Source organism: Nocardioides sp. (assembly GCF_004803405.1).
In the GTDB taxonomy this organism is placed as follows: Bacteria; Actinomycetota; Actinomycetes; order Propionibacteriales; family Nocardioidaceae; genus Nocardioides; species Nocardioides vastitatis.
Genome location: NZ_SSXI01000261.1, coordinates 1 through 23581 on the forward strand (window position 1 = coordinate 1; position 23581 = coordinate 23581).

The window sequence follows — 23581 nt, forward strand, 5'->3', positions numbered from 1 at the left end:
CGACCACCGGCTACGAGCTGACCCAACGGGTCCTGCGGGGCCGGCTCGACGACTTCGTGCTCGTCAGCGACGACGCCATCGACCAGGCCGCCCGACTCCTGGCCACGCAGGCGCACACGCTTGCCGAGGGTGCCGGAGCCGCCGCCCTGGCCGGGCTGATCGCCGACCGTCGGGGCGAGGTCCGGACCGGCCGGCAGGCTGGGCCGATCGCGGTGATCTGCACCGGCGCGAACGCGTCCGCCGACGAGATCGCGAGGCTCGCGGCGGCCTGAGCACGACGGCGCGTCGCAACCTCTGTGGCGCCTGTGACTGGTGATACTGGGTTCCGTGCCTCAGATCGCCGTCGACGAGCGGGCCGCGCGCGTCCGCTTCCGTCGCGCGCTGGCGCTGATGGCGTTCACGCTCGTCGTCCCCGGGTCGGCCCAGCTGATCGCCGGGAACCGCGACCTCGGCCGGCTCGCCGTCCGCATCTGGCTGGCGACCGTCGCCGCCCTCGCCCTGACCGCGGCGGTGGTGCTGGTGCACCGTCCCTTCGCGTACTGGTTGGTGTTCAACCCCGACGTGCTGCTCGCCGCCCGGCTCTACCTCCTGGTCGGCGCCGTGGCCTGGGCGGGCCTGTTCATCGACGCCTGGCGGATCGGCCGACCGATGAGCCTGCGGCTGCAGCACCGCCGCGCGATCGTCGGCGTCAACGGCATCCTGTGCTTCTCCGTCGCGGGCACCATGCTGTTCGGCGCGCACCTCGCCGCTGCCCAGCGGGACTGGCTGACGATGTTCGCCGATGGCGAGCTCGGTGAGGCGCACGACGGCCGGTACAACATCCTCCTGCTCGGGGGTGACTCCGGCGCCGACCGCTGGGGCCTGCGCCCGGACTCCCTCACTGTCGCCTCCGTCGACGCCCGGACCGGCCAGACGGTGATGATCGGCCTGCCCCGCAACATGCAGGACTTCCCGTTCCGCGAAGGCACCGTGATGCACGAGGAGTTCCCCCGCGGGTTCGACTGCGACGACTGCTACCTCAACGGCGTCAGCACCTGGGCCCAGGACCACACCGACCTGTTCGACGACGAGGAGACCGCCGGCGTCGACGCGACCGTGATGGCCGTCGAGGGCATCACCGGACTGCGGGTCAACAACTGGGTGATGGTCAACATGCGCGGGTTCAAGAGGCTCGTCGACGCGTTCGGCGGCGTCACCCTCACCGTGCGTGACCGGATCCCCGTCGGCGGTCTCGGCAGCGACGTGACCGGATACATCGAGCCGGGAACGCGGAAGCTGAACGGGCACGACGTGCTCTGGTACGCCCGCGCCCGCGAGGGATCCGACGACTACTCGAGGATGGCGCGGCAGAAGTGCGTGCTCAACGCCATGCTCACCCAGATCAGCCCGCGCCAGGCGCTCACGAACTTCCAGGAGATCGCCGAGGCGTCCAGCGCGATGATCCAGACCGACCTGCCGGGCGCGGCGCTCAACGACTTCGCCCAGCTGGCGCTCCGTGCCCGCAGCCAGCCGATCTCGACGGTCTCGCTCGTCCCGCCCCGGATCGACACCGCCAACCCCGACATCGACCTCGTGCAGGACATGATCCGGAAGGCGATCGACAAGGCCGAGGGGAAGGCCCAGGGGAAGGCTTCGCCGGAGACGAAGGCCAAAGCCAAGGCGAAGCCGGCGAGCGGCAAGGTGACCGGCGGGTCGATCGGCTCGCGCAACGACGGCTACGCCGCCAACGAGGCCGACGACCTCGCCGCTGCCTGCTGAGGCCCGCCCGCTCAGGGCAAGACCTTCGGCCGTCTCGGGATCAGGCGGCGAACGCGGAGACGACGGCGTCGTACGTCTGCTGGTCCGGCGCGGCCACCAGGCCGCCCTGCAGCGCCAGCGGGGCGATCGGTTCGCCGCCGATGGTGCCGATCACGCCACCGGCCTCAGTCAGGATCACGCTGCCCGGCAGGTGGTCCCACGGCATGCTGCGGCTGTAGACGAGCGCCGAGGCGTCGCCCGCCACCAGGTGCGGGTAGTCGATCCCGCAGCAGGCCCAGGTCAGCTCGAGCCTGCCGAGACCGGGCAGGTCGCGGCCGACCCACTGCCGCCGGGCGGTGCGGTACGGCGCACCGTTCGGCTCGCTCACGGTGAGCCGCTCCCCGTTGTGCCAGGCGCCGGCGCCACGCTCGGCGACGTAGGCGGCCTCGTGCTGCGGCTGCCAGATCCAGCCGCGGGTCACCTCGCCCGCACGGACCTCCGACACCATCACAGCGTGGTTCGGCGACCCCAGCACGAAGTTCTTGGTGCCGTCGACCGGGTCCACGGTGAAGCCGTGATCGGCCTCCCCGAAGCGGCCGAGCAGCTCCGGGTCGGTCGCCATCGCCTCCTCCCCGAGGACGACCGCCTCGGGGTAGGCGGCGAGCAGAGCGGCCGTGATCAGCTCCTCGGACTCGTGGTCGGCGATGGTCACCAGGTCGCCGGGATTCTTCTCGGAGATCTGATGCTCGGCGAGCTGGCGGAACCGCGGGGTGATCACCTCGGCCGCGACGTCCTGCAGGAGCTTGAGCACGGTGTCGGTGTCCACGTCCCCACGGTAGTGGGGCCCAGTGCTGCGGGCTGACGCGGTCCGGCCGCAACAGCTGTGGGCTGCCGGGTCTGCAGTGGAGGGAGAGTGGCGCTGACGCTGCGGAAAGTCCGTGATCGAGCCTTGGCTTCGAACAGGCGTTCGAGTAGAATGAGGCATGGATCACACCCCTCCTTCCGGCTCGAAGGCGGAGTTCCTGCTCCGTGCGGAGCAGACGCCGTTCCTGCGCCGGACAGCCGAGCTGCGAGACCTGATGGAGGCGCTGGAGTGGTGTGACCTGAACTCGGTCGACCCGCAGTCCGATCCGGGGGCGGTCCCGTTGGCGATGGGTGGGGACCATTTGACCCGGTACGGCGGGGACGGGACGCCGGATGTCTCGGAGCTGTGTGCGGTGGAATACGCGGTGGTCCGACAGGCCGGGGTGCGGGCGACGCAGAACCTGATGGCCGATGCGCTGGATCTGCGGCACCGGTTCCCGCTGGTGTGGGCGCGGGCGCAGGAGTTGGTGTGCGAGGTGTGGGTGCTGCGCCGGATCACGGTGCTGGCCCGACGGCTGACGAAGGCGCAGGCGTGGTTCGTGGATGCGGCGGCGGTGGGGGTGCTGGATCAGTCCCCGGGGCGGGTGCTGGGGATCGTGGAGGCGAAGGTGATCGAGGCCGACACGCGTGCGCATGAGGACCTGGTTCGCGAGGCGCATGTGCGGCGGGGGGTGTGGTTCCCCCGACCACGGCCCGGTGAGCAGCTGGAGATCGACGGCCTGGCGGGTTCGCGCCGGGTGGCGGCGCGGTTGAAGCCGGGTCAGGTCGCCGAGCTGGAGCACACCGTGGACCTGATCGCCGACCACCTGGCCGATGAGTACGCCGCGGATCCTGATGCCGAGCTGCCCACGGGTGACCAGCTGCGTGCGGAGGCGATGGCGGTGCTGGCCGACCCGTATGCGGCGGCGGCGATCCTCGACGAGGCCACCGCCATTCCAGGGCGGGCGATCGTGGAGCAGTGTCCCGAACGGAAGCGCAAGACCGCCCGCCGGGCCACCGTGCACGTGCACGTCGATGCGGCCGTTCTTGGCCGGCCACGCCGAGGGCGTGGTGCGGGTGGAGGACCTGGGTCCGCTCCTACTGGGTCAGCTCGCGGAGCTGCTGGGCCGCAGCGACATCGCACTGGCCCCGGTGATCGACCTCCGCCAGCTGGCCTCGGTCAACGCCTACGAGCACCCCGCGGCGATGAAGACCCGCACCGAGCTGCGCACGGTGGGGGATGTGTTCCCCCACTCCACCCACCTCCCGGGTGCCACGCTGGTCGACCACGACCACCCGGTCCCCTACGAGCCGGGCGGCCCACCCGGACAGACCGGCGACCTCAACGACGCCCCCCTCACGAGACGACATCACCGCGCCAAGACCCACCACGGCTACACCCTGCGCCAGACCGGACCTGGGTCCTATGAATGGACCACACCCCACGGCATCCGACGCACCGTCGACCACACCGGCACCCACCTGCCCGACGTAGGTGCGTCTCACACCCGCTGACTTCGCGCGGTCGATGCCCCCCGGGTCGGGTCAGGTGCCGTCCTGACCTGTGTCGACGACCGGCTGCTCGGTCGCACTCCGGCGATCCGCACGGCGCCTCGCATCCTCATGCGCCTGACGCAAGAGGTCGGTCGCCAGCACGTGTGTGCGCCTGCCTGGGTTGACGATCGACACCCACCCTTGCGCGCGGTACACCGGGTGAGGAAGGACCACGTCGGCGGCGGCGTAGTCCCACGGGGTCGTCAGAGCCCGAGAGCTCTCACCTGTGAGCTCGAGGAACGCATTCGTGCCGACATGAATGTTCAGTCGCCAACGATCCGGATGGTCGAGGTCGCACAGGGCGTCGCCGGGATAGTTCTTCGTCACGATGGTGGCGTAGGGCTGCTCGCGCGCAGGCACCTGGCCGCTGGGCGAGTAGTAGAAGAAGTGGTCGCCCCAGGCGATCTCCGGGAATGCGCTGCCCTCGTCGGGGGCAAGCTCAAGCACCCCGTCGAATGCTCGGATGGTCTCGAGAAGTCGGTCCATACTCATGGTTCAAGCATGTGGTTGAAGTGCTTATGGAGGGTTCGGATGCACCGAGCGGGCGAGGCGACGCGACCTATGAACACTGCTGCTGTCGCGGCAGCGTCGAGATACTCCGCACAGCAGGTACGTGACCTGGAGGCTCTTGGCGTGATCCCCACTGCAGCCAGGTCACCCAACGGGTACCGGCAGTTCTCCGCAGAGCACGTGCGCGGCCTTCGCGCCTACCGCGACCTCGCTCACGCGGTCGGGCCTGTCGAGGCTCGACGGGCGATGCGAGAGATACGAGTCCAGCCGCCCGACCAGGCGTCGGCGCTGATCTGCGGGTTCCATGCCAGGCTCAACGACGAGCGAGAGCAGGCACTCGCAGCACGTTGTGCGCTGGAGTCCATCCGCGCCGAGGCGACGACCGATGCCGCGCCCGTCGAAGGTGACTCCATGACCATCACCGGGCTGTCACAGGCCCTCGGCGTCAAGGCATCCACGCTCCGCTTCTGGGAGAAGGTCGGTCTGGTCGCACCCGAGCGAGTGGCAACGCGAGCGGGGACAGCACGGCGCTACACCGTCACCGCGATCCGGGAAGCACGCATCACCGCAGCCCTCCGTGCCGGTGGCTACCGCATCCCAGATGTACAGAAGGCGATCACAGCAGTCCGCGACCTGAACGACGTCAGCGACTCGCTCACCGCGCTCGACACGCGCCTGCAGGCGATCGCCCAACGCGCACTCGCCCTTATGCGAGCGGGAACTCTGCTGGCAGGGATCATCGAGTCAGCCCAGGTCAGCTTGACCAACGCCCCCAACAGCTAGGGGAGTGCCTGACCACCCCCGTGCCTCGATGAGCGAACGACGCGGGCGACAACGGAGTGGAGTGACGAAGAAACCGGCGCGTGATCACGGAGCTCGGGTGACCACGTCGGTCTCGAAGGTGCTGGTCCACATCGGCTGCTCAGGGCCGACCCAGGTCTCGTCCTTCTCCGGGTGGCCCACCAGGCCTCGGAACGCACCCGTGGCGGGGTCGACCACGAACCAGACCTCGTGCTCGCCGTCGATCGTGATGGCCTTGCCCGCGAGTCCGGGACTGGTGAAGTCGGGATCCGCGACCTTGACCCCGTCGAGGGTGACGAGTGCGTTCAGGACTTCGGTCTTGAAGGATTCGGGGGCGGTCGGATCGTTGACGATCCAGAAGGCGACCGTCCAGAGGCCGTGCAGGTCGCGGCGCTGCTGGTTCTCCTGGGCGTAGTCGCGGAGATCCTCCAACAGGCCGGTGACGTCGGCCGCGTGCTGGACGTAGAGCTTGGGGCCCCAGTCGTCGAACGCGTGGGTGTAGGTGCGGCCGCCGAAGACCGAGCGCTCGACCCAGTCGGAGGTTCCGTCCCCCGGGATCCAGTACTCCAGCCGCGGTCCCTCGTGGTCCACGGCGCCCGGCTTCCCGTAGCCCCAGGTGCGCTCGACGCGCCTGATGTGGAGGAACTCATCGGGTCCCACCTCGGGGTGGACGGCGAGGTGCGCTGCGGTGAGCGGGGTCGCCACGGCGGAGCCGCCACCCCCGGGGACGGCCAGCCCGACGATGACGATCGCAGCCGCTGTCGCGACGACCATGGCGACCAGCCGGAGTGGGCGACGGTGTCGACGGCCTGAGAGGGCTCGGCGAAGAAGTCGGCGACGAGCCCGGGTGACGGTGAGCTGATCCGGCGCTGCGACGTCCGGCCGGGCTTCGCGGAGCAAGGTGAGTTCGTCGATCATCGCGGAGTCTCCTCGAGTGCGGGGATGAGCCCGGCGCGCAGAGCGGCGCGAGCGCGGTGGATGCGGGAGCGGACAGTGCCGACGGGGACGCCGACGACCTCCGCGATCTCGGTGTAGGACAGCTCTTCCCAGGCGTAGAGCAGAAGCGCTTCGCGGTCGTCCGATGCGACGGCTGCGAGTCCGTCCCGCACCGCCACCCACCTGCGCTCGGAGTCGACCCCCGCGATGACCTCATCGTCGTGTGTGTTCGACGCGTCCGGCTGGAGCGCGGCCCACATGCCGAACGCGCGCTGGGCGCTCGCGGTGCTCCGGAAGTGTCGATGGGTCAGGTTGCGTGCGATCCCGTAGAGCCAGGGAAGGGCGGATCCCGCCTCGGAGACGAACTCGGCTCGCTGCGAGAACGCTGCCGTGAAAACCTCCGCAAGGACGTCGTCGGCTGCCTGGCTGCCAGCGCGTCGAGCGACGTAGGCATGGATCGCGCGGTGATGGCGGTCGAAGATCGCGGCGAAGGACTCGGGATGACGCCGTGATCGCTCGATGATCTCGACGTCGGATGTCATGGTCACGTGACCTTATGCCCGACCCAGGACTGCCGGTTCGCGACGAGGGTGCCGGGCTGGAGTCGGTCGTCGGGCGATGACTCTGCCCGCCTGCGAGAGTCTCGACGTCCATGACCAAGGAGAGCTCGATGACCAACGGCCCCGCCTCCTACTTCCCCTCGATCGAGAAGAAGTACGGCCGCCCCATCGCCGACTGGAAGCAGATCCTGCGTGCGCACACCGGCTACGGAGCAGGTGCCAAGCACTCTGATCTCGTCGCGTTCCTCAAGAGCGAGCACGGTCTGGGACACGGGCATGCGAACGCGCTGGTCGCACACACGCTCAATGAGGACGACTGAGGACTACTGGGGGACGACTGAGGACGCCTGACCGGATCCGGGAACCCGTGCTCCTCCTCGCCGACTGACGGTTCCCGGCGCTTCACCTGCCGATCGACGGCCCGCCACCTGCGGCTGGTCGGCTGCGGCCATGACAACCGATTCCCGGACCCCCCTGATCGGGCGGGCCCTCACGGCCTTCGCCACCACGTCCGTCCTGGCGCTCGGCGTCACCACCGTCCCGGCCCACGCCGGCCCCGGCGGCCACGACCACGACCGCGCGGACCGCGGGCGGCACCACGCGAAGCCGCTGGTGATCGCCCACCGCGGTGCCTCCGGCTACCGGCCCGAGCACACGCTGGCGGCGTACAAGCTCGCGATCCAGATGGGTGCCGACTACGTCGAGCCCGACCTGGTCTCGACCAAGGACGGCGTGCTGGTCGCCCGTCACGAGAACGAGATCAGCGGCACGACCGACGTCGCGGAGCACCCGGAGTTCGCGGACCGCCGCACGACCAAGCTGATCGACGGCGCGCCCATCACCGGTTGGTTCACCGAGGACTTCACGCTCGCCGAGCTCAAGACGCTCCGCGCCAAGGAGCGGCTGCCGCAGGTCCGGCCCGGCAACACTGTCTATGACGGCAGGTTCGAGGTCCCGACGCTGTCGGAGGTGATCCGGCTGGTGAAGGCGGAGTCCCGTCGCGCCGGCCGTCGGATCGGTCTCGCGCCGGAGACCAAGCACCCGACGTACTTCGACTCGATCGGCCTCTCGATGGAGGAGCCGCTGGTCGCCACCCTGCGCAGGCACGGCCTGGACCGGCCCAACGCCAAGGTCGTGCTGCAGTCCTTCGAGACCGGCAACCTGCGCGACCTCGCCGAGATGACCGAGGTCCCGATCGCGCAGCTGATCGACGGCAGCGGCGCGCCGTACGACCTTCGGGCCGCAGGCTCGCCCACCACCTACCGCGACATGATCACGCCGGCGGGGCTCACCGAGATCGCCACCTACGCGGAGTGGGTGTCCCCGACCAAGGGCCTGATCCTGCCGCGGGACCGGGCGACCGGAGCCACCGGCGAGCCGACAGCGCTGGTCGGCGACGCCCACGCCGCCGGTCTCAAGGTGGTCACCTGGACGCTGCGCCTGGAGAACCAGTTCATGGCGACCAACTTCAGGGTCGGTACCGACCCGAACGCTCCGGGCGACATGGTCGCCGAGACCCAGGCGCTCCTCGACGCCGGCGTCGACGCGCTCTTCACCGACCACCCCGACGTGGGCGTGACCGCCCGCGACGCGTGGGTGGAGGACCGGAGCGCCGTCGCCGCGCGGTAGCGACACGCTGCGGGGCCGGGGGCGGGCGACAGTACGCGTGGCGTGGGTGAAGATGAGGTGGTGCATCTCGGATCCCCCAGCGCCCGCGTCCCGTTCCTCGGCCTCGTCGCCGTGCTGATCGCGGGGGTGCTGCCCTCGGCGCTCCCGAGCACGGCGTCCGCCGCGGCGCAGCAGCCCACGACGCTGACCCTGTCCGCGCCGGCGCAGTACGCCGATCGTTGGGTCACCGTCACCGGACAGCTCCTGGCTGACGGCCTCCCGGTGTCGGGGGAGGAGGTCGTGGTCGATCGGCACGACCCGGCGACGGGCCAGTGGATCCAGATCGCCGCACCGTCCACGGGAGAGGACGGCGCCTTCACCACGTCCGCCTGGGTCGAGAGGTCACCGGCGGACAACCTGCTGCGAGCGACCTACGCCGCCAACGGCACCTACGAGGGCGCGGAGGTCCAGTACCGGCTGCCGATCAGACCGCACCCGACGACCACCCGGATCAGCGGTCCGCGCAGCGTGGTGGACGAGAGGTCGGCCACCCTGCGGATCACGCGACAGACCACTGACGGCCGGGCCGTGCCCGGGCCGGTCACCCTCCAGCGGTACGTCGACGGCCGATGGCGCTCGGTCCGGACCCTGACGACCAGCCTCTCCGGCACCGTCGCCACGGCCGTCTCGCCGAGGTCCGACAGCCGGTGGCGGGCCGTGGGTGGAGCGCTCGTGTGGGCTGTTGGCTCGACGAGCGGCACGCTCCGCATCGACAACCTGCCGCCCGGCGTGCCGGTGCGCCTTCCCAGGGCCGCGCCGCGGCCGAGGCTGAGCCTGCCGACGCAGGCGCGGGCGACCGGCGCTGGTCCGAACCCGGTGATCTCCCGGATCCCCGACGGCGTGTGGCGGAACATGGTCGGGCGGAGCTGGCACCGCGGCTGCCCGGTCGGGCGGAGGGGCCTGCGGATCCTGCGGATCAACTACTGGGGCTTCAACGGCTACCGGCACCGCGGCGAGATCGTCGCCGCCGCGAGCGTCATCCAGCAGATGGCCGGCGCGCTCAGCGACATGTACCGCGCCGAGCTCCCGATCCGGCGGATGTACCGCGTCGATCGCTTCGGGTGGTCCCGCCGGCTGCGCGGGGCCGACGACTACCGGTCCATGGCCGCCGACAACACCTCGGCCTTCAACTGCCGCTGGGTGGTCGGTCGCCAGGGCGTGCGGAGTCCGCACTCCTACGGCAGGTCGCTCGACATCAACCCATGGGAGAACCCGTACCGGTCCAGCCACGGGTGGGTTCCGAACAGGTGGTGGCCGAGTCGCTCGGACGCGCGGATCGCCTGGCGCTCCCGGGCGCACCGGGTCGTCCGGATCATGGCGCGCCACGGCCTCCGCTGGACCTACGGCCGCGCCGACGCGCATCACTTCGACGCGGTGCCGCGCGGCGGCCGGCTGATCCGGGTGCCTGGCTGTGCGCCCGGCGAGGTCTGCCACTGACATGGCTGACTGTGTGTTCTGCGCGATCGTGGCGGGCGAGGTGGACGCCGACCTCGTGCTCGACGAGCCGGACCTGGTGGCGTTCCTGGACCGCCGTCCGGTCTTCAAGGGGCACGTCCTGCTCGTGCCGCGAGAGCACGTCGTCACGCTGCCGGACCTGCCTGCCAAGCTGCGTGACGGCTTCCTGGAGGCTGCGCAACGGCTTGCGACGGCGATGGTCGAGGCGCTCGGCGCTCAGGGCAGCTTCGTGGCGGTCAACAACACGGTCAGCCAGTCCGTGCCGCACCTCCACCTGCACGTCGTGCCCCGGACCAAGGGCGACGGGCTGCGCGGGTTCTTCTGGCCGCGGACCAGGTACGCCGGCGATGAGTCCGCCGAGTTCGCCGCCCGGCTACGGGGAGCCCTGTGACGAGGGCCGGGCCGTGCCTCGCGACCACCCTCTAGAGTGACCGGCGGTCCCGGCGCAGCGGGACCGCCGTCGAGCTTGGAGGAGAACACGATGGGTCGTTTCGACCGAAGAGTTGCCGTCATCACCGGGGCCGCGCGCGGCATCGGCTTCGGCACCGCCACGCGGTTCGCAGAGGAGGGCGCCTCCGTCGCGATCGTCGACCTCGACGAGTCCGCCGCCGCGGAGGCTGCCGCGAAACTGCCCGTCGTCGACGGAGCGTCGGCGATCGGTGTGGGCGCAGACGTCTCCAACGCCGCATCGGTGGTCGCAGCGGTGGAGCGGGTGGTGACCGAGCTCGGTGGCATCCACGTCCTGGTCAACAACGCCGGGATCACGCGCGACAACCTCCTGTTCAAGATGACCGAGGACGACTGGGACCTGGTCATGGGCGTTCACCTCAAGGGCGCGTTCTTGATGACCAAGGCGGCGCAGCGACACTTCGTCGAGCAGAAGTACGGCAAGGTCGTGAACATCTCCAGCATCTCGGCTCTCGGCAACCGCGGCCAGGCCAACTACTCCGCTGCCAAGGCCGGCATCCAGGGCTTCACCCGCACGCTCGGGATCGAGCTCGGCCCGTTCGGCATCAACGTCAACGCGATCGCTCCCGGCTTCATCGCCACCGAGATGACCGACGCCACCGCCGCGCGACTGAAGATGGACGTCGAGGAGTTCCGCCGGCTGAACGCGGAGGCCAACCCGGTCAAGCGCGTCGGCATGCCCGCCGACATCGCCGCGGCGGTCACCTTCCTCTGCGCCGACGAGGCGTCGTACATCACCGGGCAGACGCTGTTCGTCGACGGCGGCATCAGCCTCGGCACCTGACGGGAGCCGCACCGCAGAGCCTGGAGCCACCCCCACGACACACCGGGGGTGGCTCCCTGCACGTCGGGCACGGTGGGTCAGACTGGTCCGGTGAGTTTCTCCAAGCGATCCGCCCTGCCCGCCGCGCTGGTAGCGCTCAGCCTCCTCCTTGCCGGTTGCGGCGACGACGCCGCCGAGTCGAAGTCCGCGGACGAGACGTCCGAGGCCCCGGCCCCGGAGGAGCCGGCCACCTGGCCGCTCACCGGCCTGCCCGCCGCCGAGGGTGAGTCGGTCGAGCAGGACCACCCCGTGCTCGTCGCCAAGATCGACAACTCCCAGAGCAGCGCGCCGCAGCTGGGCCTCGGCCAGGCCGACCTCGTCGTGGAGGAGCTCGTCGAGGGCGGCACGACCCGGCTCGCGGCGTTCTTCTACTCGCAGGTGCCGACCGACGTCGGTCCGGTCCGGTCGATGCGCGCCAGCGACATCGGCATCGTCTCGCCGGTGGACGCCACGGTCGTGACCAGCGGCGCCGCGCAGGTCACCATCGACCGCATCAAGCGGGCGAGCATCCCGTTCTTCGGTGAGGGCAGCCCGGGGTTCTATCGCAAGGACGGTCGCTACGCGCCGTACAACCTCTTCACCGACCTGTCGAAGGTCGCCGCCGAGACCGAGGACGGCACCGACGAGCGACCGGCGGACTACCTCCCGTGGGGCACCGTGGAGGACCTGCCCGAGGGGATACCCGCCCGCACGCTGTCCGCAGACTTCGGCAACCACACGACCAACTGGGCGTTCCAGGGCGGCAAGTACGTCAACAAGAACAGCTATGCCGCGAAGGGCGACCGGTTCCAGGCCGACTCCGTGCTGGTGCTCCGGGTGAAGGTCGTCGACGCCGGCTACACCGACCCGGGTGGCAACTTCGTCCCGGAGAGCAAGTTCGAGGGCAAGGGCACGGCGCAGCTGTTCCACGGTGGCAAGGTCATCGAGGGCAGCTGGAGCAAGGACAAGCTGAGCTCGGCGATCGCGCTCTCGACGCCCGAGGGCGAGCTGAAGGTCCCCGCCGGCAAGGTGTGGGTCGAGCTCGTGCCCGTCGACGGCAACAACGGCTCGGTCGCGTTCGGCAAGTGAGGCGGTAGCGCTTCGTCAGACTGACGAGGGCGGGTCGGGGTCGATCCCCGGCCCGCTCTCGGTGATTCGGCCGGGCTCGAACGCGCTCGGCAGGTCGGCACCGGTCTCGACGAGGCTCTGCACGCCGGCGAGCAGGAACCCGATCGCGCTCTCGACCCGCTGAGCGGCGGCCTCGGGGTCCTCGGAGGTCGACACGGACTCGCCGGCCGACGACATCGCACCGAAGAAGATCCGTGCGAACGTCTGCAGCATCTCCTCGTCCAGGTGCCACGACCCGGCCTCGAGCGTGGCGCGCACGATCTCCACGATGATCGCGAAGGTCGAGCGCTCCTCCTGCTCCCGGTAGCGCTCGTAGCCCAGGACGGCGGGGCCCTCCTGGATCACGATCCGTCGGTACTGCGGCTCCTGGACGACGGTGAGGAACGAGCGGAGGCCGCCCAGAGCCTTCTCCCACGGGTCGCGACGACCGCGGAGCGCCTTCTGGATGCGCTTCGCGGCGTCCTGCTCCACCCGCTCGAAGACGGCCTCGAAGAGGGCCTGCTTGCCGGAGAAGTGGTGGTAGAGCGCGCCCTTGGTGACCTGGGCACCGGCGACGATCGCGTCGAGAGACGTCGCGGCGTATCCGTGCTCGGTGAACAGCTCCTCCGCCACCTCGACCAGTGCCCGCTTGGTGGAGGCGGAGTACGCCGCCCGGCGGCTGGCGCCGGGGACGCTGGGGACCTTCGGGACCTTGGGAACGAGCTTGGACACGGACGCCTTCGGCACCGGCCCAGCATAGGGGCCGTCGCGTGACGAACGTGGCGCCGGTCACGTCGCGAGGTGGGCGGAATCACGGTCCCGCCGCGTGTGGCATACCGGCAGTGTCCGTCATACTCAGAGTACGTACCTGCGGTATGTCGACCACCGGCAGCCGCACGAGAAAGAGGAGCTGACCATGACCTGGACGGCCTTTCACACCCGGGGCGAGACCCTCCGCTCCGTGATCACGACCGCCGACAAGCGCCGGGACGGGATCCTCCCCATGGATGTCGACGGCGTCGCCGAGTCCTTCAGGGACGAGCTCGACCTGCTCGCCGCCCTGACCCTGAAGTGGCACACCCGCCTGTCCGGACAGATCGAGCAGATGACGGTGCACCAGCCGCTGGACCTCCGCGAGTCCGTCACGATCGCGTGGAGCAACACCGCCCACGAGCTCGCCGGCGTACGACTCATCCTCGACAACTACCGCGAGAACCCGGTCGACGACGCCATGGCGAAGGCGATGGCCGCGGCAACGGCCAAGGAGCGCCACCTGCTCGCCGTGATGTCCGGCCTGGCCGGTCTCCGCGACGAGGCGGCCGCGCGCGTCGGTGCCGAGATCGAGGAGCAGGCCCGGTTGCTGCACCGCGGCATCCCCGTGGTCACGCCGGAGTCGATGGAGGAGCCCGAGCCGCGCGCAAGCCTCTTCGAGCGCCTGCGCGCGGTGGTCGCCGCCTGATCCTGCGGGCTTCGCGGATGCGCCATGATGGGTCCATGGCCAGGGTGACCGAGCTCGGTGCCGGGATGCTCCTCCTGGCCAGCCCGGAGCTGCTCGACCCGAACTTCGCCGACACCGTGGTGCTGCTTCTCGACGTGAACGACGAGGGCGCTCTCGGCGTCGTGCTCAACCGCCCCACCGCGCTGCCCGTGGCCGAGGTGCTCGGCGAATGGGGTGACGTCGTGGAGGAGCCCGAGGTGTTGTTCCAGGGCGGGCCGGTCGCGACCGACGGCGCTCTCGCGATCGCCCTCGCCGCGCCCGGTGGCGAGAACTCCGCCGGATTCCGGCCCGTGTGGGACCGGCTGGGCCTGCTCGACCTCGACACCCCCAGCGAGCTCGTGGAGGGCGCCGTCGACCGGCTGCGGATCTTCGCCGGCTACGCGGGGTGGGGCGGCGGCCAGCTCGAGGCCGAGATAGCCGAGGGAAGCTGGTACGTCGTGCCGGCGCAGGTCGACGACATCTTCGGCACCGAGACTCGCGACCTCTGGCGCCAGGTGATGAAGCGGCAGCCCGGCGACCTCGCCCTGCACGCCACCCGTCCCTCCGATCCCGACCTCAACTGATTGAACGGGCCGAGCGCGTCTCCGGCGCAGGGCGGCGAGCAAGCTCGCGACGGCGCCTCCCGCCGCGCTGCCGGCTGATTGAACTGGCCGAGCGCGTCTCCGGCGCAGGGCGGCGAGCGAGCTCGCGCGGGATCGGGCGCCGCGAGCGCCGACCTGGCGTCTAGACTCTTCCTCGTGACCACCATCGGCTTCTCGACCGACACCGACACGCTCCACGAGCGTCGGACCGTCCCGACCGACGACGGTGACCACGAGCGCTTCTCCCACTACGTGGAGAAGGACAAGCTCACCGAGGCGATGGTGATGGGTACGCCCGTCGTCGCCCTCTGCGGCAAGGTCTGGGTGCCGAGCCGCGCGCCGGAGAAGTACCCGGTCTGTCCGGAATGCAAGGAGATCTGGGAGAGCATCGGCGACGACGGGGCCGACGGTTCCTCTGGTTCTTCGGAGTGAGCTCGCTCCCTCCGGCCTGGCCGGAGCGGGCGGCCTGGGGCACGGCGCCTTCGCTGCGTGCCTGGCAGACCGCCGCGCTCCGCGGGTACCTCGACCGCAACCCCCGCGACTTCCTGGCCGTCGCCACGCCCGGGGCGGGCAAGACGACGTTCGCGCTCACCGTCGCAGCCGAGCTGCTCGGCCGACGGTTGGTCGACCGGCTGATCATCGTTGCGCCCACCGAGCACCTCAAGCTCCAGTGGGCGGAGGCGGCCGCGCGGGCCGGGCTGCCCATCGACCCGACCTACTCGGCGGGCAAGGGGAAGATCTCCAGCGACTACGTCGGCGTCGCCGTGACCTACGCGGGCGTCGGGGTGAACCCGCTCGCGATGCGGATCCGGACCGAGCGGTTCAAGACGCTGGTGATCCTCGACGAGATCCACCACGCCGGTGACTCGCTGACCTGGGGTGAAGGCGTGCGGGAGGCGTTCGAGCCGGCTGCTCGCCGGCTCGCGCTGACCGGCACGCCGTTCCGCTCCGATGTGAACCCGATCCCGTTCGTCACCTACCGGCCCGGCCCCGACGGGATCCCGGTCTCGGCTGCCGACTACACCTACGGCTACGCCGAGGCGCTCGCCGATCATGTGGTGCGACCGGTGCTGTTCCTGGCCTACTCCGGTCAGATGCAGTGGCGGACCCGCGCCGGCGACGAGGTCGCCGCGAGCCTCGGTGAGCCGCTGACCAAGGATCTGACCGCGCAGGCGCTGCGGACCGCGCTCGATCCGGAGGGGTCCTGGATGCCGTCGGTGCTGGCCGCGGCCGACAAGCGGCTCTCGGAGGTGCGCCGACACGTCCCCGACGCGGGGGGACTCGTGATCGCGTCGGACCAGGACTCCGCCCGCGCCTACGCGAAGCTGCTGCGTTCGATCACGGGTGAGGCCGCCACGGTGGTGCTCTCCGACGAGAAGGCGTCGTCGAAGAAGATCTCGCAGTTCAGCGAGAACGACCGCCGCTGGATGGTCGCGGTCCGCATGGTCTCCGAGGGCGTGGACGTTCCGCGGCTGGCGGTCGGCGTCTGGGCGACCACCACCTCGACGCCGCTCTTCTTCGCCCAGGCGGTGGGTCGCTTCGTACGGGCGCGGACTCGCGGCGAGATCGCGTCGGTGTTCCTGCCCTCCGTCCCCACTCTGCTGTCCTACGCCTCGGAGCTGGAGGTCCAGCGTGACCACGTGCTCGGGAAGGCGAAGGGCGACGCTGACGACGCGGACTGGTTCGCCGCGGAGGAGGACCTGATGGCCCGCGCCCAGGCGGGGGAGGCCGCGTCGGCCGACCTCGAGGCGGTGCCGTTCGAGGCGCTCGGCTCGGAGGCGCGTTTCGACCACGCGCTGTACGACGGCGCTCAGTTCGGCCACGAGGGCGAGGTCCAGGTCGGCTCGGAGGAGGAGATGGACTTCCTCGGCATCCCCGGGCTGCTCGAGCCCGACCAGATGCGGGCGCTGCTGCGGCAGCGGCAGGAGGACCGGCGAAAGGTCCGCAAGCCCGCAGCCGAGGAGCGCCCGGCCGACAGCATCGCCGACGTGACCACGCACGAGCACCTCGCGGTGCTGCGCCGCGAGCTCAACGGTCTCGTCGCGTCGTGGCACCACCGCACCGGTCAGGCCCACGGCATCACGCACGCGGCGCTCCGCAAGGAGTGCGGCGGGCCGGCCGCCGCGGTGGCGAACGCCGCACAGCTGCAGAAGCGGATCGACCAGATCCGCGAGTGGGCGATGCGCAAGACGTCCTGATCCGGGCCACCTCCCACGTGAGGCGCCCTACTTGGTCCTCCTGCTGGCGCGCTCGCGCGCCTGAGGCGCGATCTGAGGACCCGAGAACGGGCGGGCGCCCGGACCCGGCGTGCTGGTCACGCTGCTCGGGTTGTCCAGCGCGTGCCCAGCCGAGCAGCGCAGCTCGACGTGGACCGGCTCGCCGCAGTCCCGGTGCACGAACTCGAGGGCGGGCCCATCGGGATCGGCGAGGTGACGGTCTCCCCACTGGACGATGGCGAGCAGGATCGGCTGCAGCTCTAGTCCCCTCGGGGTCAGCCGGTACTCGAGGCGGGAGCGGGCGCCGGTGACCTGGTAGGGCACCTTCTGGAGAAGTCCCTGCTCGACCAGCATGGCCAGCCGATTCGTCAGCACCTGGCGCGGGATGCCCGAGTGCCGCCGGATGTCGTCGAAGCGACGTACGCCGAGGAAGACCTCTCGCAGCACCACGACCGTCCATCGTTCGCCGAGGATCGCCATCGCCCGGCCGACGGTGCAGTTGTCGACCGACCAGGCGAGAGCGGCGGGCGACTCGACTGGCACGAGATGCGCGGTCACCCGGTCAGGATAGTGCGATCTAGGTCTCGTTGACAGACTCAGTCTCGGGTTGGTTCCATGCAGCATGACTGAGTCCCTCACCAAGACCCAGGTGGATCCGTCCACGTTGGACGGCTACCAACAGCTCGCCGCGATGATCGACGGACTCCTCCCGCCGGCGCCGATCGCGGAGACCTTGGGCATGACCGGGTTCGAGCTCCTCGAGCGCGGCTCGGTCGCGGTCGAGCTGGTGCCGGAGCCTCGCCACTACAACCCGCTGGGCACGGTCCACGGCGGCGTGCACACGACGCTCCTCGACACCGCCTGCGCATGCTCGGTCCACTCGACGCTGGGTGTCGGTGAGGGGTACACCTCGCTGGATCTCGCCGTGAAGTTCCTTCGGCCGATCACCGCCGACTCCGGCCGCCTGCGTGCCGTCGGCACCGTGCTCCAGCGCGGCCGTCGCACCGCGCTCGCCGAGGCGAGGCTCTACGACGGCTCCGACCGGCTGGTCGCCCACGCCACCTCGACCTGCATGATCTTCAGCTGACCGCTCCGACGAGCAGGCGCGGGTCGGAAGGATGTCCGAGACTGGGGTCATGCAGTCCTACGTCGCGTTCCTGAGGGCGATCAACCTCGGGCCGAACCGCAAGTTCCCGAAGGCCGAGATCGTGGCGGCGACCGAGGCCGCAGGGTGCACCGACGTGGCCACCCACATCAACACCGGCAACGTCCGGCTCACCAGTCCACTGCGGTCCCGCGCCGAGCTCGAGACCGCGCTCGAGACCGCCTACCTCGAGCGCGCCGGCTTCGAGGTGCCGACGATCGCCTTCACCCCCGCCGAGCTCCTGGCCGTCGCCGAGGATGCGCTCGACCTCAGCGGCGCGCGCTCGGACCTCGAGCGGCACTACCTCTACCTCCTCAAGGACGAGCCGGACCCTGAGAAGGTCGCCGCGGTCGAGGGACGAAGCGACGAGGTCAACACGGTGGTGGTGCGCGGACGGGTTGCGCACGTGCTGCTCGGCCCTGGATACGCGGCCGGAAACGTCGATCTTTACAAGGTCGAGAAGGCTCTCGGCGTGGTCGCCACGAACCGCAACCTCAACGTCGTCACGACCCTGGCACGGAAGTGGTGTTCGTGACCTCGGGCTCCTGGTCCGCGCGCTGCAGGTCCCGCACGGACCTCGACCCCAGTGTGAGCAGCGAGATCGCGAGGTAGGCGACGCCGGCGACCAGGATCATCTTCTGGAGGCCGAACGCCTCGCCGAGGGGACCGAACGCGAGCTGCCCCACGGGGATCGCGATGAACGAGCCGAGCATGTCGTAGGAGTAGACCCTCGACAGCATGTCCTCCGGCACCCGCTCCTGCATGGCGAGTTCCCAGCCGAGTCCGAAGATCTCGATGCCGGCGCCGCCGACGAATGCGGCCGCCACCAGGATCCAGAGCTGGGTGGTGGAGCCCAGCGCGATGATCTGTACGGAGTACACCGCGCAGCCGAGCATCCCGTAGAGCAGGGGGCGGCGCAGCGGGACGTGGAGGAAGACCACCGAGGTCGCCACCAGGCCCATCGCGCCGGCGGAGAGGATCATGGCCCAGCCCTCGACGCCGAGCTCCGACTCCTCGGCCAGTGGCGGACCGAGGGTGCGGAATCCGCCGCTGTGCAGCGCGTTCAGCGCGCCGAACGCCAGCACGATCACCCACAGCCACGTCGTCATGCGGAAGAAGGTCCAGCCGGTCACAAGATCGCGGAGGATGCTGTCGCCGTCCTCGCGCGACGCCGGGGGCGGGAGCTTGATGGGCAGCAGCAGGATCGCGGCCAGCAGGTAGGTGCCTCCGTTGATCGCGATCGCCCAGCCGGCTCCGACACCCACCACGAGCACGCCCGCGAGGGCGGGGGCCATCACGAGCGCGATGTTGCGGAGCAGGCCGTTGAGGGCGTTGGCCTGCTGGAGCGAGTCCTTCGGTGCCAGCTGGGGAAGCAGGCCGGCGAGGGCGGGGCCGTTGGCCGCCGCCGCGACACCGTTGATGGCGGTCAGGAGGACGAGATGCCAGATCTCTGCGGCGCCGGTGATCACGAGTGTCGCGATCGCGAGCTGGGTGAGACCGGCGGTGACGTTGCTCAGCTGGATGACCACGGTGCGTCCGAAACGGTCGGCCAGCACACCGCCGACCAGCAGGAAGATCACGACCGGGATGCTGTGCGCAGCCAGCACGGCACCCAGGGCCATCGGGGAGCTGCTGACCGCGAGGACAGCGAACACGAGCGCGACGCTGCCCATGATGTCGCCGACGAGGTCGACGACACGGGAGAGGAAGTACCACCGGAACCGGTGGTCGCGCAGGGGAGCGAGGGCGGCGCCGCTCATGACATCCGGAAGGCCGCGAGGGACAGGTTGGCCTTGACGGCACCGTCGGTGCGCGGCGGCAGCGCCCCCTCGTGCATGAGCCGTGATGCCTGCTTCAGCAGGTCGACCACCTGCTGCCAGGTCTCCGGCGCCAGCCACAGCTCCGCGTCGGCGATCACCCGCGGCGCCTGCGCGCCCTCGCGGTGGCGCCGCACCAGCTCCTGGGCGATCACCTCCACCTCGGCCGCGAGGTCGGCCTCGGACTGTGCCGGGCCCTCGCCCACCAGGTAGCGGTAGCGCTTCGCGACCCCGCCGCGGATGCGCTCCTCGCCCTCGACCACGATCAGGCCGGCGTCGAGCAGCACGCGGAGGTGGTACGACGCGTTCGCGTGGGTCGTGTCCAGCTCACGCGCCACCTCCGCGGCGCTCATGGCCGTGCCGGTCAGCAGCGACAGCATGCGCAGGCGCAACGGATGTGCGGCTGCCCGCAGTGAGGTGATGTGCTCGTCGGTCACGGCCGCCCCGTTCTACTGTCCAAGGTTCGTTGGGGAGTAGACCGGCTGGCCGCCGTACTGTCAAGCGGTTATTGGGGAGTCGGCGACTGTGCCACCATGGAGCCGTGACTGCGAGCCCTGTCGAGGTGGACCCGGGAGTCGAGCAGGACCTCACCCCCGACGAGATCACGCTGGCCGACACGCCGTGGGTCACCGTGGTGTGGAACGACCCGGTGAACCTGATGTCGTATGTCACCTACGTGTTCCAGAAGCACTTCGGCTACTCGAAGAAGAAGGCAGAGAAGCTGATGATGGAGGTCCACGAGGACGGTAAGTCCGCCGTCAGCAGCGGCAGCCGCGAGGAGATGGAGCGGGACGTCCAGGCGATGCACGAGTACGGCCTCTGGGCCACCCTGTCGAAGGCCGAGTGACCCGTGTCCTCGGGTTTCGTCCGGCATCGCCGGAGCAAGCGCATCCACGCGACCTTCTCCGACTTCGAGGCCGACCTGTTGCGCTCGCTCGCGAGCCAGCTGGTCGAGCTGCTGCACAACGAGTCGGCGATGCCGTCCGCCGGAACCGATCCGCTCGAGGCGATGCTGGACTTCTCCGGTCCCACGACCGAGCCCGAGGACCCGGTGCTGAAGCGGCTCTTCCCGAGTGCCTACCGGGATGACGACGAGGCGGCAGCGGAGTTCCGGCGGTTCACCGAGGGCTCGCTGCGCGACGGCAAGGCGCGGGCGGCCGCGACGATCATCGACACCCTCGAGGAGGCCGGGCTGCCGCCCGAGCCGGGCGAGGAGGAGCTGACCATCGACGTCGAGCTCGACGAGGAGACCGCCCAGGTCTGGCTGCGCTCCTTCACCGACCTCCGGCTCGCGCTCGGCACCCGGCTCGGTGTCGAGGAGGGCGACGAGGAGAAGTGGTACGCCCTGCCCGAGGAGGACCCCCGTGCCCAGGCGCACCACGTCTACGAGTGGCTGGGCTACCTCCAGGAGACGCTGATCCTGTCGTTGGCCTGAGGCCGGTCACCCGCTCAGACGGCCGGCTTGACCGCCAGCACCGGGCACGCGGCCTCGAGGATCACCCGCTGGGCGATGCTGCCGAGCAGCAGCTTCCCGACCGGGCTACGGCGCCGCACACCGACGATGATCAGGTCGGCCCCGGCCTGCGTGGCCGCCTCGAGCACCGCTTCCGCGATGTCGGGAACGACCTCGCGGTGCACCTCGACCTCGAGTCCCTCGGCCGCCATCCGGTCCAGCATGGCGGTGACCTCGTCCTCGTGCGCGTAACGCGTGTCGACCAGGCTGTCGCCGCGGGTCACGTTGACCACGACCAGTCGGGCGCCGGTCGCCCGGGCGATGGTCTCTCCGTTGAGCACGGCGGCCCTGCCGTACTCGTCGGGGCTGAACACCGCGACCACGCATCGCGGCTGCAGCGGGTTGGAGGTGCTCATCGACTCACCAGCTCCTTCTCCTCGGCGGCGTCCTGCTCGGGCTCGGCGGGCTTCCGCAGCCCGGTGACGACCATCGCGAGCAGCATGACCGCCATCACGCAGTACACCACCACGGCCACCGGCTCGCCCCACGACGAGCGGCGGTACCGGATCGAGCGATGAGGATCGGGTACCGCAAGTCAGTTAGGCTCGCCTCAGCGGGACGATTCCATCCACCCGATCAGTTCTTGGGAGCAACACGTGACTGCGATCGACAACCGCCCCGACTCTCCTCCTGAGAAGGTCACCCTGAGCGGTGACACCCAGTCCTGGCCCGAGCGGTTCGCGCTGGCGCTCTTCATCGCCGTGCCGTTCATCGCCTTCCTGGCCGCGATCCCGATCGCGTGGGGCGGCTGGCTCGGCTGGAGCGACGTCGCCATCACCGCCGCCATGTACGCGCTGACGCTGCACGGGGTGACCGTCGGCTACCACCGGCTGTTCACCCACAAGTCCTTCAAGCCCAACCGCGCGGTGAAGGTCACCCTCGCGATCCTCGGCTCGATGGCGATCGAGGGACCGGTGATCCGCTGGGTCGCCGACCACCGCAAGCACCACAAGTTCTCCGACAAGGACGGCGACCCGCACTCCCCGTGGCGCTACGGCAACAGCCTGCGCGGCCTGACCAAGGGCTTCGTGTGGGCGCACGTCGGGTGGCTGTTCGACCCCGAGCAGACGCCGGTCGACAAGTTCGCCCCGGACCTGGCCAAGGACAAGGACCTCGTCCGGATCTCCCGCACCTTCTGGGTGTGGGTGCTCACCTCGCTGTTCCTGCCGCCGCTGCTCGGGTTCCTGCTGACGTGGTCGTGGCAGGGGGCGCTCACCGCGTTCTTCTGGGGCACGATCGTGCGGATCGGCCTGATCCACCACGTCACCTGGTCGATCAACTCGATCTGCCACACGCTCGGCGAGCGGCCGTTCGCCTCGCGGGACTTCTCCGGCAACGTGTGGTGGCTGGCCATCCCGTCCGGGGGAGAGTCGTGGCACAACCTCCACCACGCCGACCCCACCTCCGCCCGGCACGGTGTGAAGCGGTGGCAGTTCGACACCTCCGCGCGGGTGATCTGGGTGCTGGAGAAGCTCGGCTGGGCGCGCGACGTGCGCTGGCCCACGCCCGAGCGGATCGAGTCGAAGACGGTGCGCACGGCGGCCTGACCCCACCCCGTCGTCGCTGTCCGGCCTCCGGGCCGATTCCGGGCTGACGTCGCGGAGCCAATACGCTGGACGGCGTGTTGCGCATCGACCAGGCGACGTACGACGCCATCGTGGAGCACGCCAAGCGGGATCACCCCGTCGAGGCGTGCGGGATGGTCGTGGGACCGGTCGGGAGCGATCGACCGGAGCGGCTCGTCGAGATGGTGAACGCGGCGGGCAGCCCGACCTTCTACGAGTACGACTCCACCGATCTCCTGCACCTCTACAAGGAGCTCGACGACCGCGACGAGGAGCCGGTGGTGATCTACCACTCGCACTCCGCGACCGAGGCCTATCCGAGCGTCACCGACATCAACCTGGCGAGCGAGCCTGGAGCGCACTACGTGCTCGTCAGCACCCGGGAGCACGGGAATAACGAGGGGCCGGTGGAGTTCAGGTCCTACAGAATCATCGACGGTGTCGTGACCGAGGAAGACGTCCAGGTCGACGCAGCCGTCGCCACGCTCTCGCCCGAGGCATCACACGAGGAGACTGGCTGACATGGCCATCGAGGTCCGGATCCCGACCATCCTGCGCACCTACACGGGTGGCGAGAAGGCGGTCAACGCCGACGGCGCCAACCTGCACGCGCTGATCGACGCGCTCGACGCCAGCCACCCCGGTATCAAGGGCCGCCTCCTCGAGGACAACGGAGACCTGCGCCGTTTCGTCAACATCTACATCAACGACGAGGACGTCCGGTTCATCGGGAGCCTCGACGCCGAGCTCTCCGACGGCGACCAGGTCGTCATCCTGCCGGCCGTCGCCGGCGGAGCTCGCTGAGC

General features: G+C 70.2%; 31 protein-coding genes. 21 read left to right on the forward strand and 10 right to left on the reverse strand.

The features are described from left to right. Nucleotides 1-272, forward strand: a 272-nt coding sequence (locus tag E7Z54_RS18740; RefSeq protein ID WP_136436249.1) for a pyridoxal-phosphate dependent enzyme, incomplete at its 5' end; no start/stop codon positions are given. Between the two features lie 55 nt (nucleotides 273-327). Beyond that, the gene (locus tag E7Z54_RS18745; protein WP_240769781.1) at nucleotides 328-1758 is read left to right on the forward strand and encodes an LCP family protein; all 1431 of its coding nucleotides are present in this window, start codon (nucleotides 328-330) and stop codon (nucleotides 1756-1758) included. 40 nt (nucleotides 1759-1798) lie between these two features. On the opposite strand, the gene E7Z54_RS18750 is transcribed toward E7Z54_RS18745, so the two are convergent. After that, a complete protein-coding gene (locus E7Z54_RS18750) occupies nucleotides 1799-2563 on the reverse strand; it encodes an inositol monophosphatase family protein (RefSeq protein ID WP_206056395.1) in 765 nt (254 codons plus the stop codon). A 1052-nt stretch (nucleotides 2564-3615) separates the two neighbouring features. Between E7Z54_RS18750 and E7Z54_RS18755 the strand changes: the two genes are divergently transcribed. After that, nucleotides 3616-4095, forward strand: a complete 480-nt coding sequence (locus E7Z54_RS18755) for a hypothetical protein (protein WP_136436251.1) — start codon at nucleotides 3616-3618, stop codon at nucleotides 4093-4095. A gap of 30 nt (nucleotides 4096-4125) precedes the next feature. Here E7Z54_RS18755 and E7Z54_RS18760 read toward each other — a convergent pair whose 3' ends face one another. Then, nucleotides 4126-4626 carry a DUF6194 family protein gene (locus tag E7Z54_RS18760; protein WP_136436252.1) on the reverse strand — a complete coding sequence of 167 codons (501 nt, stop codon included), beginning with the start codon at nucleotides 4624-4626 and terminating at the stop codon, nucleotides 4126-4128. A 141-nt stretch (nucleotides 4627-4767) separates the two neighbouring features. Here E7Z54_RS18760 and E7Z54_RS18765 point away from each other — a divergent pair, with 141 nt between their 5' ends. Further along, the gene (locus tag E7Z54_RS18765) at nucleotides 4768-5427 is read left to right on the forward strand and encodes a MerR family transcriptional regulator (protein WP_206056396.1); all 660 of its coding nucleotides are present in this window, start codon (nucleotides 4768-4770) and stop codon (nucleotides 5425-5427) included. 84 nt (nucleotides 5428-5511) lie between these two features. Here E7Z54_RS18765 and E7Z54_RS18770 read toward each other — a convergent pair whose 3' ends face one another. Together E7Z54_RS18770 and E7Z54_RS18775 are read right to left on the reverse strand one after the other, a co-directional pair. Then, nucleotides 5512-6363: a hypothetical protein gene (locus tag E7Z54_RS18770; RefSeq protein ID WP_136436254.1), complete on the reverse strand. Its 852-nt coding sequence runs from the start codon at nucleotides 6361-6363 to the stop codon at nucleotides 5512-5514. After that, nucleotides 6360-6923: an RNA polymerase sigma factor gene (locus E7Z54_RS18775; RefSeq protein WP_136436255.1), complete on the reverse strand. Its 564-nt coding sequence runs from the start codon at nucleotides 6921-6923 to the stop codon at nucleotides 6360-6362. Before E7Z54_RS18775 ends, E7Z54_RS18770 begins: the two co-directional genes overlap by 4 nt. Before the next feature lie 128 nt (nucleotides 6924-7051). On the opposite strand from E7Z54_RS18775, the gene E7Z54_RS18780 reads away from it, so the two are divergent. The 6 genes from E7Z54_RS18780 (at nucleotide 7052) to E7Z54_RS18805 (ending at nucleotide 12423) form a co-directional block, all read left to right on the forward strand. Further along, entirely contained in the window at nucleotides 7052-7261 is a 210-nt protein-coding gene (locus tag E7Z54_RS18780; protein WP_206056397.1) for a DUF4287 domain-containing protein, read from the forward strand. A 130-nt stretch (nucleotides 7262-7391) separates the two neighbouring features. After that, on the forward strand, nucleotides 7392-8570 hold the full coding sequence (locus tag E7Z54_RS18785; protein ID WP_136436257.1) for a glycerophosphodiester phosphodiesterase: 1179 nt from the start codon (nucleotides 7392-7394) through the stop codon (nucleotides 8568-8570). Nucleotides 8571-8612: 42 nt separating this feature from the next. Continuing rightward, entirely contained in the window at nucleotides 8613-10046 is a 1434-nt protein-coding gene (locus E7Z54_RS18790; RefSeq protein WP_136436258.1) for a M15 family metallopeptidase, read from the forward strand. A gap of 1 nt (nucleotide 10047) precedes the next feature. Next, complete coding sequence (locus tag E7Z54_RS18795; protein WP_136436259.1) at nucleotides 10048-10455, forward strand: HIT family protein; 408 nt, start codon at nucleotides 10048-10050, stop codon at nucleotides 10453-10455. Between the two features lie 90 nt (nucleotides 10456-10545). Beyond that, nucleotides 10546-11316 (forward strand): SDR family NAD(P)-dependent oxidoreductase, encoded by a 771-nt coding sequence (locus E7Z54_RS18800; protein WP_136436260.1) that lies wholly within the window; start codon nucleotides 10546-10548, stop codon nucleotides 11314-11316. Between the two features lie 90 nt (nucleotides 11317-11406). Next, nucleotides 11407-12423, forward strand: a complete 1017-nt coding sequence (locus tag E7Z54_RS18805; protein WP_168798411.1) for a DUF3048 domain-containing protein — start codon at nucleotides 11407-11409, stop codon at nucleotides 12421-12423. Nucleotides 12424-12438: 15 nt separating this feature from the next. Here E7Z54_RS18805 and E7Z54_RS18810 read toward each other — a convergent pair whose 3' ends face one another. Next, nucleotides 12439-13188, reverse strand: coding sequence for a TetR/AcrR family transcriptional regulator (locus E7Z54_RS18810; RefSeq protein ID WP_136436262.1), 750 nt, complete (start codon nucleotides 13186-13188; stop codon nucleotides 12439-12441). A gap of 169 nt (nucleotides 13189-13357) precedes the next feature. On the opposite strand from E7Z54_RS18810, the gene E7Z54_RS18815 reads away from it, so the two are divergent. The 4 genes from E7Z54_RS18815 to E7Z54_RS18830 all read left to right on the forward strand — a co-directional run bounded on the left by E7Z54_RS18815 (nucleotide 13358) and on the right by E7Z54_RS18830 (nucleotide 16718). Next, nucleotides 13358-13900, forward strand: a complete 543-nt coding sequence (locus E7Z54_RS18815; RefSeq protein ID WP_136436263.1) for a hypothetical protein — start codon at nucleotides 13358-13360, stop codon at nucleotides 13898-13900. 35 nt (nucleotides 13901-13935) lie between these two features. Beyond that, nucleotides 13936-14502: a YqgE/AlgH family protein gene (locus E7Z54_RS18820; RefSeq protein WP_136436264.1), complete on the forward strand. Its 567-nt coding sequence runs from the start codon at nucleotides 13936-13938 to the stop codon at nucleotides 14500-14502. Between the two features lie 183 nt (nucleotides 14503-14685). Then, the gene (locus E7Z54_RS18825; protein WP_136436293.1) at nucleotides 14686-14952 is read left to right on the forward strand and encodes a DUF3039 domain-containing protein; all 267 of its coding nucleotides are present in this window, start codon (nucleotides 14686-14688) and stop codon (nucleotides 14950-14952) included. Beyond that, complete coding sequence (locus E7Z54_RS18830; protein WP_240769782.1) at nucleotides 14949-16718, forward strand: DEAD/DEAH box helicase; 1770 nt, start codon at nucleotides 14949-14951, stop codon at nucleotides 16716-16718. Before E7Z54_RS18825 ends, E7Z54_RS18830 begins: the two co-directional genes overlap by 4 nt. 27 nt (nucleotides 16719-16745) lie before the next feature. Here the strand turns inward: E7Z54_RS18830 and E7Z54_RS18835 are convergent, their stop codons facing one another. Continuing rightward, nucleotides 16746-17294: a winged helix-turn-helix transcriptional regulator gene (locus E7Z54_RS18835; RefSeq protein ID WP_240769783.1), complete on the reverse strand. Its 549-nt coding sequence runs from the start codon at nucleotides 17292-17294 to the stop codon at nucleotides 16746-16748. 64 nt (nucleotides 17295-17358) lie between these two features. On the opposite strand from E7Z54_RS18835, the gene E7Z54_RS18840 reads away from it, so the two are divergent. Together E7Z54_RS18840 and E7Z54_RS18845 are read left to right on the forward strand one after the other, a co-directional pair. After that, nucleotides 17359-17823: a PaaI family thioesterase gene (locus E7Z54_RS18840; RefSeq protein ID WP_136436267.1), complete on the forward strand. Its 465-nt coding sequence runs from the start codon at nucleotides 17359-17361 to the stop codon at nucleotides 17821-17823. A gap of 49 nt (nucleotides 17824-17872) precedes the next feature. Then, complete coding sequence (locus E7Z54_RS18845) at nucleotides 17873-18415, forward strand: DUF1697 domain-containing protein (protein WP_136436268.1); 543 nt, start codon at nucleotides 17873-17875, stop codon at nucleotides 18413-18415. Here the strand turns inward: E7Z54_RS18845 and E7Z54_RS18850 are convergent. Further along, a complete protein-coding gene (locus tag E7Z54_RS18850; RefSeq protein WP_136436269.1) occupies nucleotides 18384-19640 on the reverse strand; it encodes an MFS transporter in 1257 nt (418 codons plus the stop codon). The genes E7Z54_RS18845 and E7Z54_RS18850 overlap by 32 nt on opposite strands. Further along, nucleotides 19637-20134, reverse strand: coding sequence for an ArsR/SmtB family transcription factor (locus E7Z54_RS18855; RefSeq protein ID WP_206056399.1), 498 nt, complete (start codon nucleotides 20132-20134; stop codon nucleotides 19637-19639). The genes E7Z54_RS18850 and E7Z54_RS18855 overlap by 4 nt, the downstream gene beginning before the upstream one ends. A 104-nt stretch (nucleotides 20135-20238) precedes the next feature. Between E7Z54_RS18855 and clpS the strand changes: the two genes are divergently transcribed. Continuing rightward, the gene (gene clpS / locus E7Z54_RS18860; protein WP_136436270.1) at nucleotides 20239-20544 is read left to right on the forward strand and encodes an ATP-dependent Clp protease adapter ClpS; all 306 of its coding nucleotides are present in this window, start codon (nucleotides 20239-20241) and stop codon (nucleotides 20542-20544) included. 3 nt (nucleotides 20545-20547) lie between these two features. Continuing rightward, nucleotides 20548-21132 (forward strand): DUF2017 domain-containing protein, encoded by a 585-nt coding sequence (locus E7Z54_RS18865; protein WP_136436271.1) that lies wholly within the window; start codon nucleotides 20548-20550, stop codon nucleotides 21130-21132. A 14-nt stretch (nucleotides 21133-21146) separates the two neighbouring features. Here E7Z54_RS18865 and E7Z54_RS18870 read toward each other — a convergent pair whose 3' ends face one another. Further along, nucleotides 21147-21566, reverse strand: coding sequence for a universal stress protein (locus tag E7Z54_RS18870; RefSeq protein ID WP_136436272.1), 420 nt, complete (start codon nucleotides 21564-21566; stop codon nucleotides 21147-21149). Then, nucleotides 21563-21685, reverse strand: coding sequence for a hypothetical protein (locus E7Z54_RS24225; protein ID WP_276606247.1), 123 nt, complete (start codon nucleotides 21683-21685; stop codon nucleotides 21563-21565). Before E7Z54_RS24225 ends, E7Z54_RS18870 begins: the two co-directional genes overlap by 4 nt. 121 nt (nucleotides 21686-21806) lie before the next feature. Here E7Z54_RS24225 and E7Z54_RS18875 point away from each other — a divergent pair, with 121 nt between their 5' ends. From E7Z54_RS18875 to E7Z54_RS18885, 3 genes are all read left to right on the forward strand, one after another. Further along, nucleotides 21807-22757, forward strand: a complete 951-nt coding sequence (locus tag E7Z54_RS18875; RefSeq protein ID WP_240769784.1) for an acyl-CoA desaturase — start codon at nucleotides 21807-21809, stop codon at nucleotides 22755-22757. 74 nt (nucleotides 22758-22831) lie between these two features. Then, nucleotides 22832-23296 carry a Mov34/MPN/PAD-1 family protein gene (locus E7Z54_RS18880; protein ID WP_136436274.1) on the forward strand — a complete coding sequence of 155 codons (465 nt, stop codon included), beginning with the start codon at nucleotides 22832-22834 and terminating at the stop codon, nucleotides 23294-23296. A 1-nt stretch (nucleotide 23297) separates the two neighbouring features. Then, nucleotides 23298-23579 carry a MoaD family protein gene (locus tag E7Z54_RS18885; RefSeq protein WP_136436275.1) on the forward strand — a complete coding sequence of 94 codons (282 nt, stop codon included), beginning with the start codon at nucleotides 23298-23300 and terminating at the stop codon, nucleotides 23577-23579. Nucleotides 23580-23581: the final 2 nt, after the last annotated feature.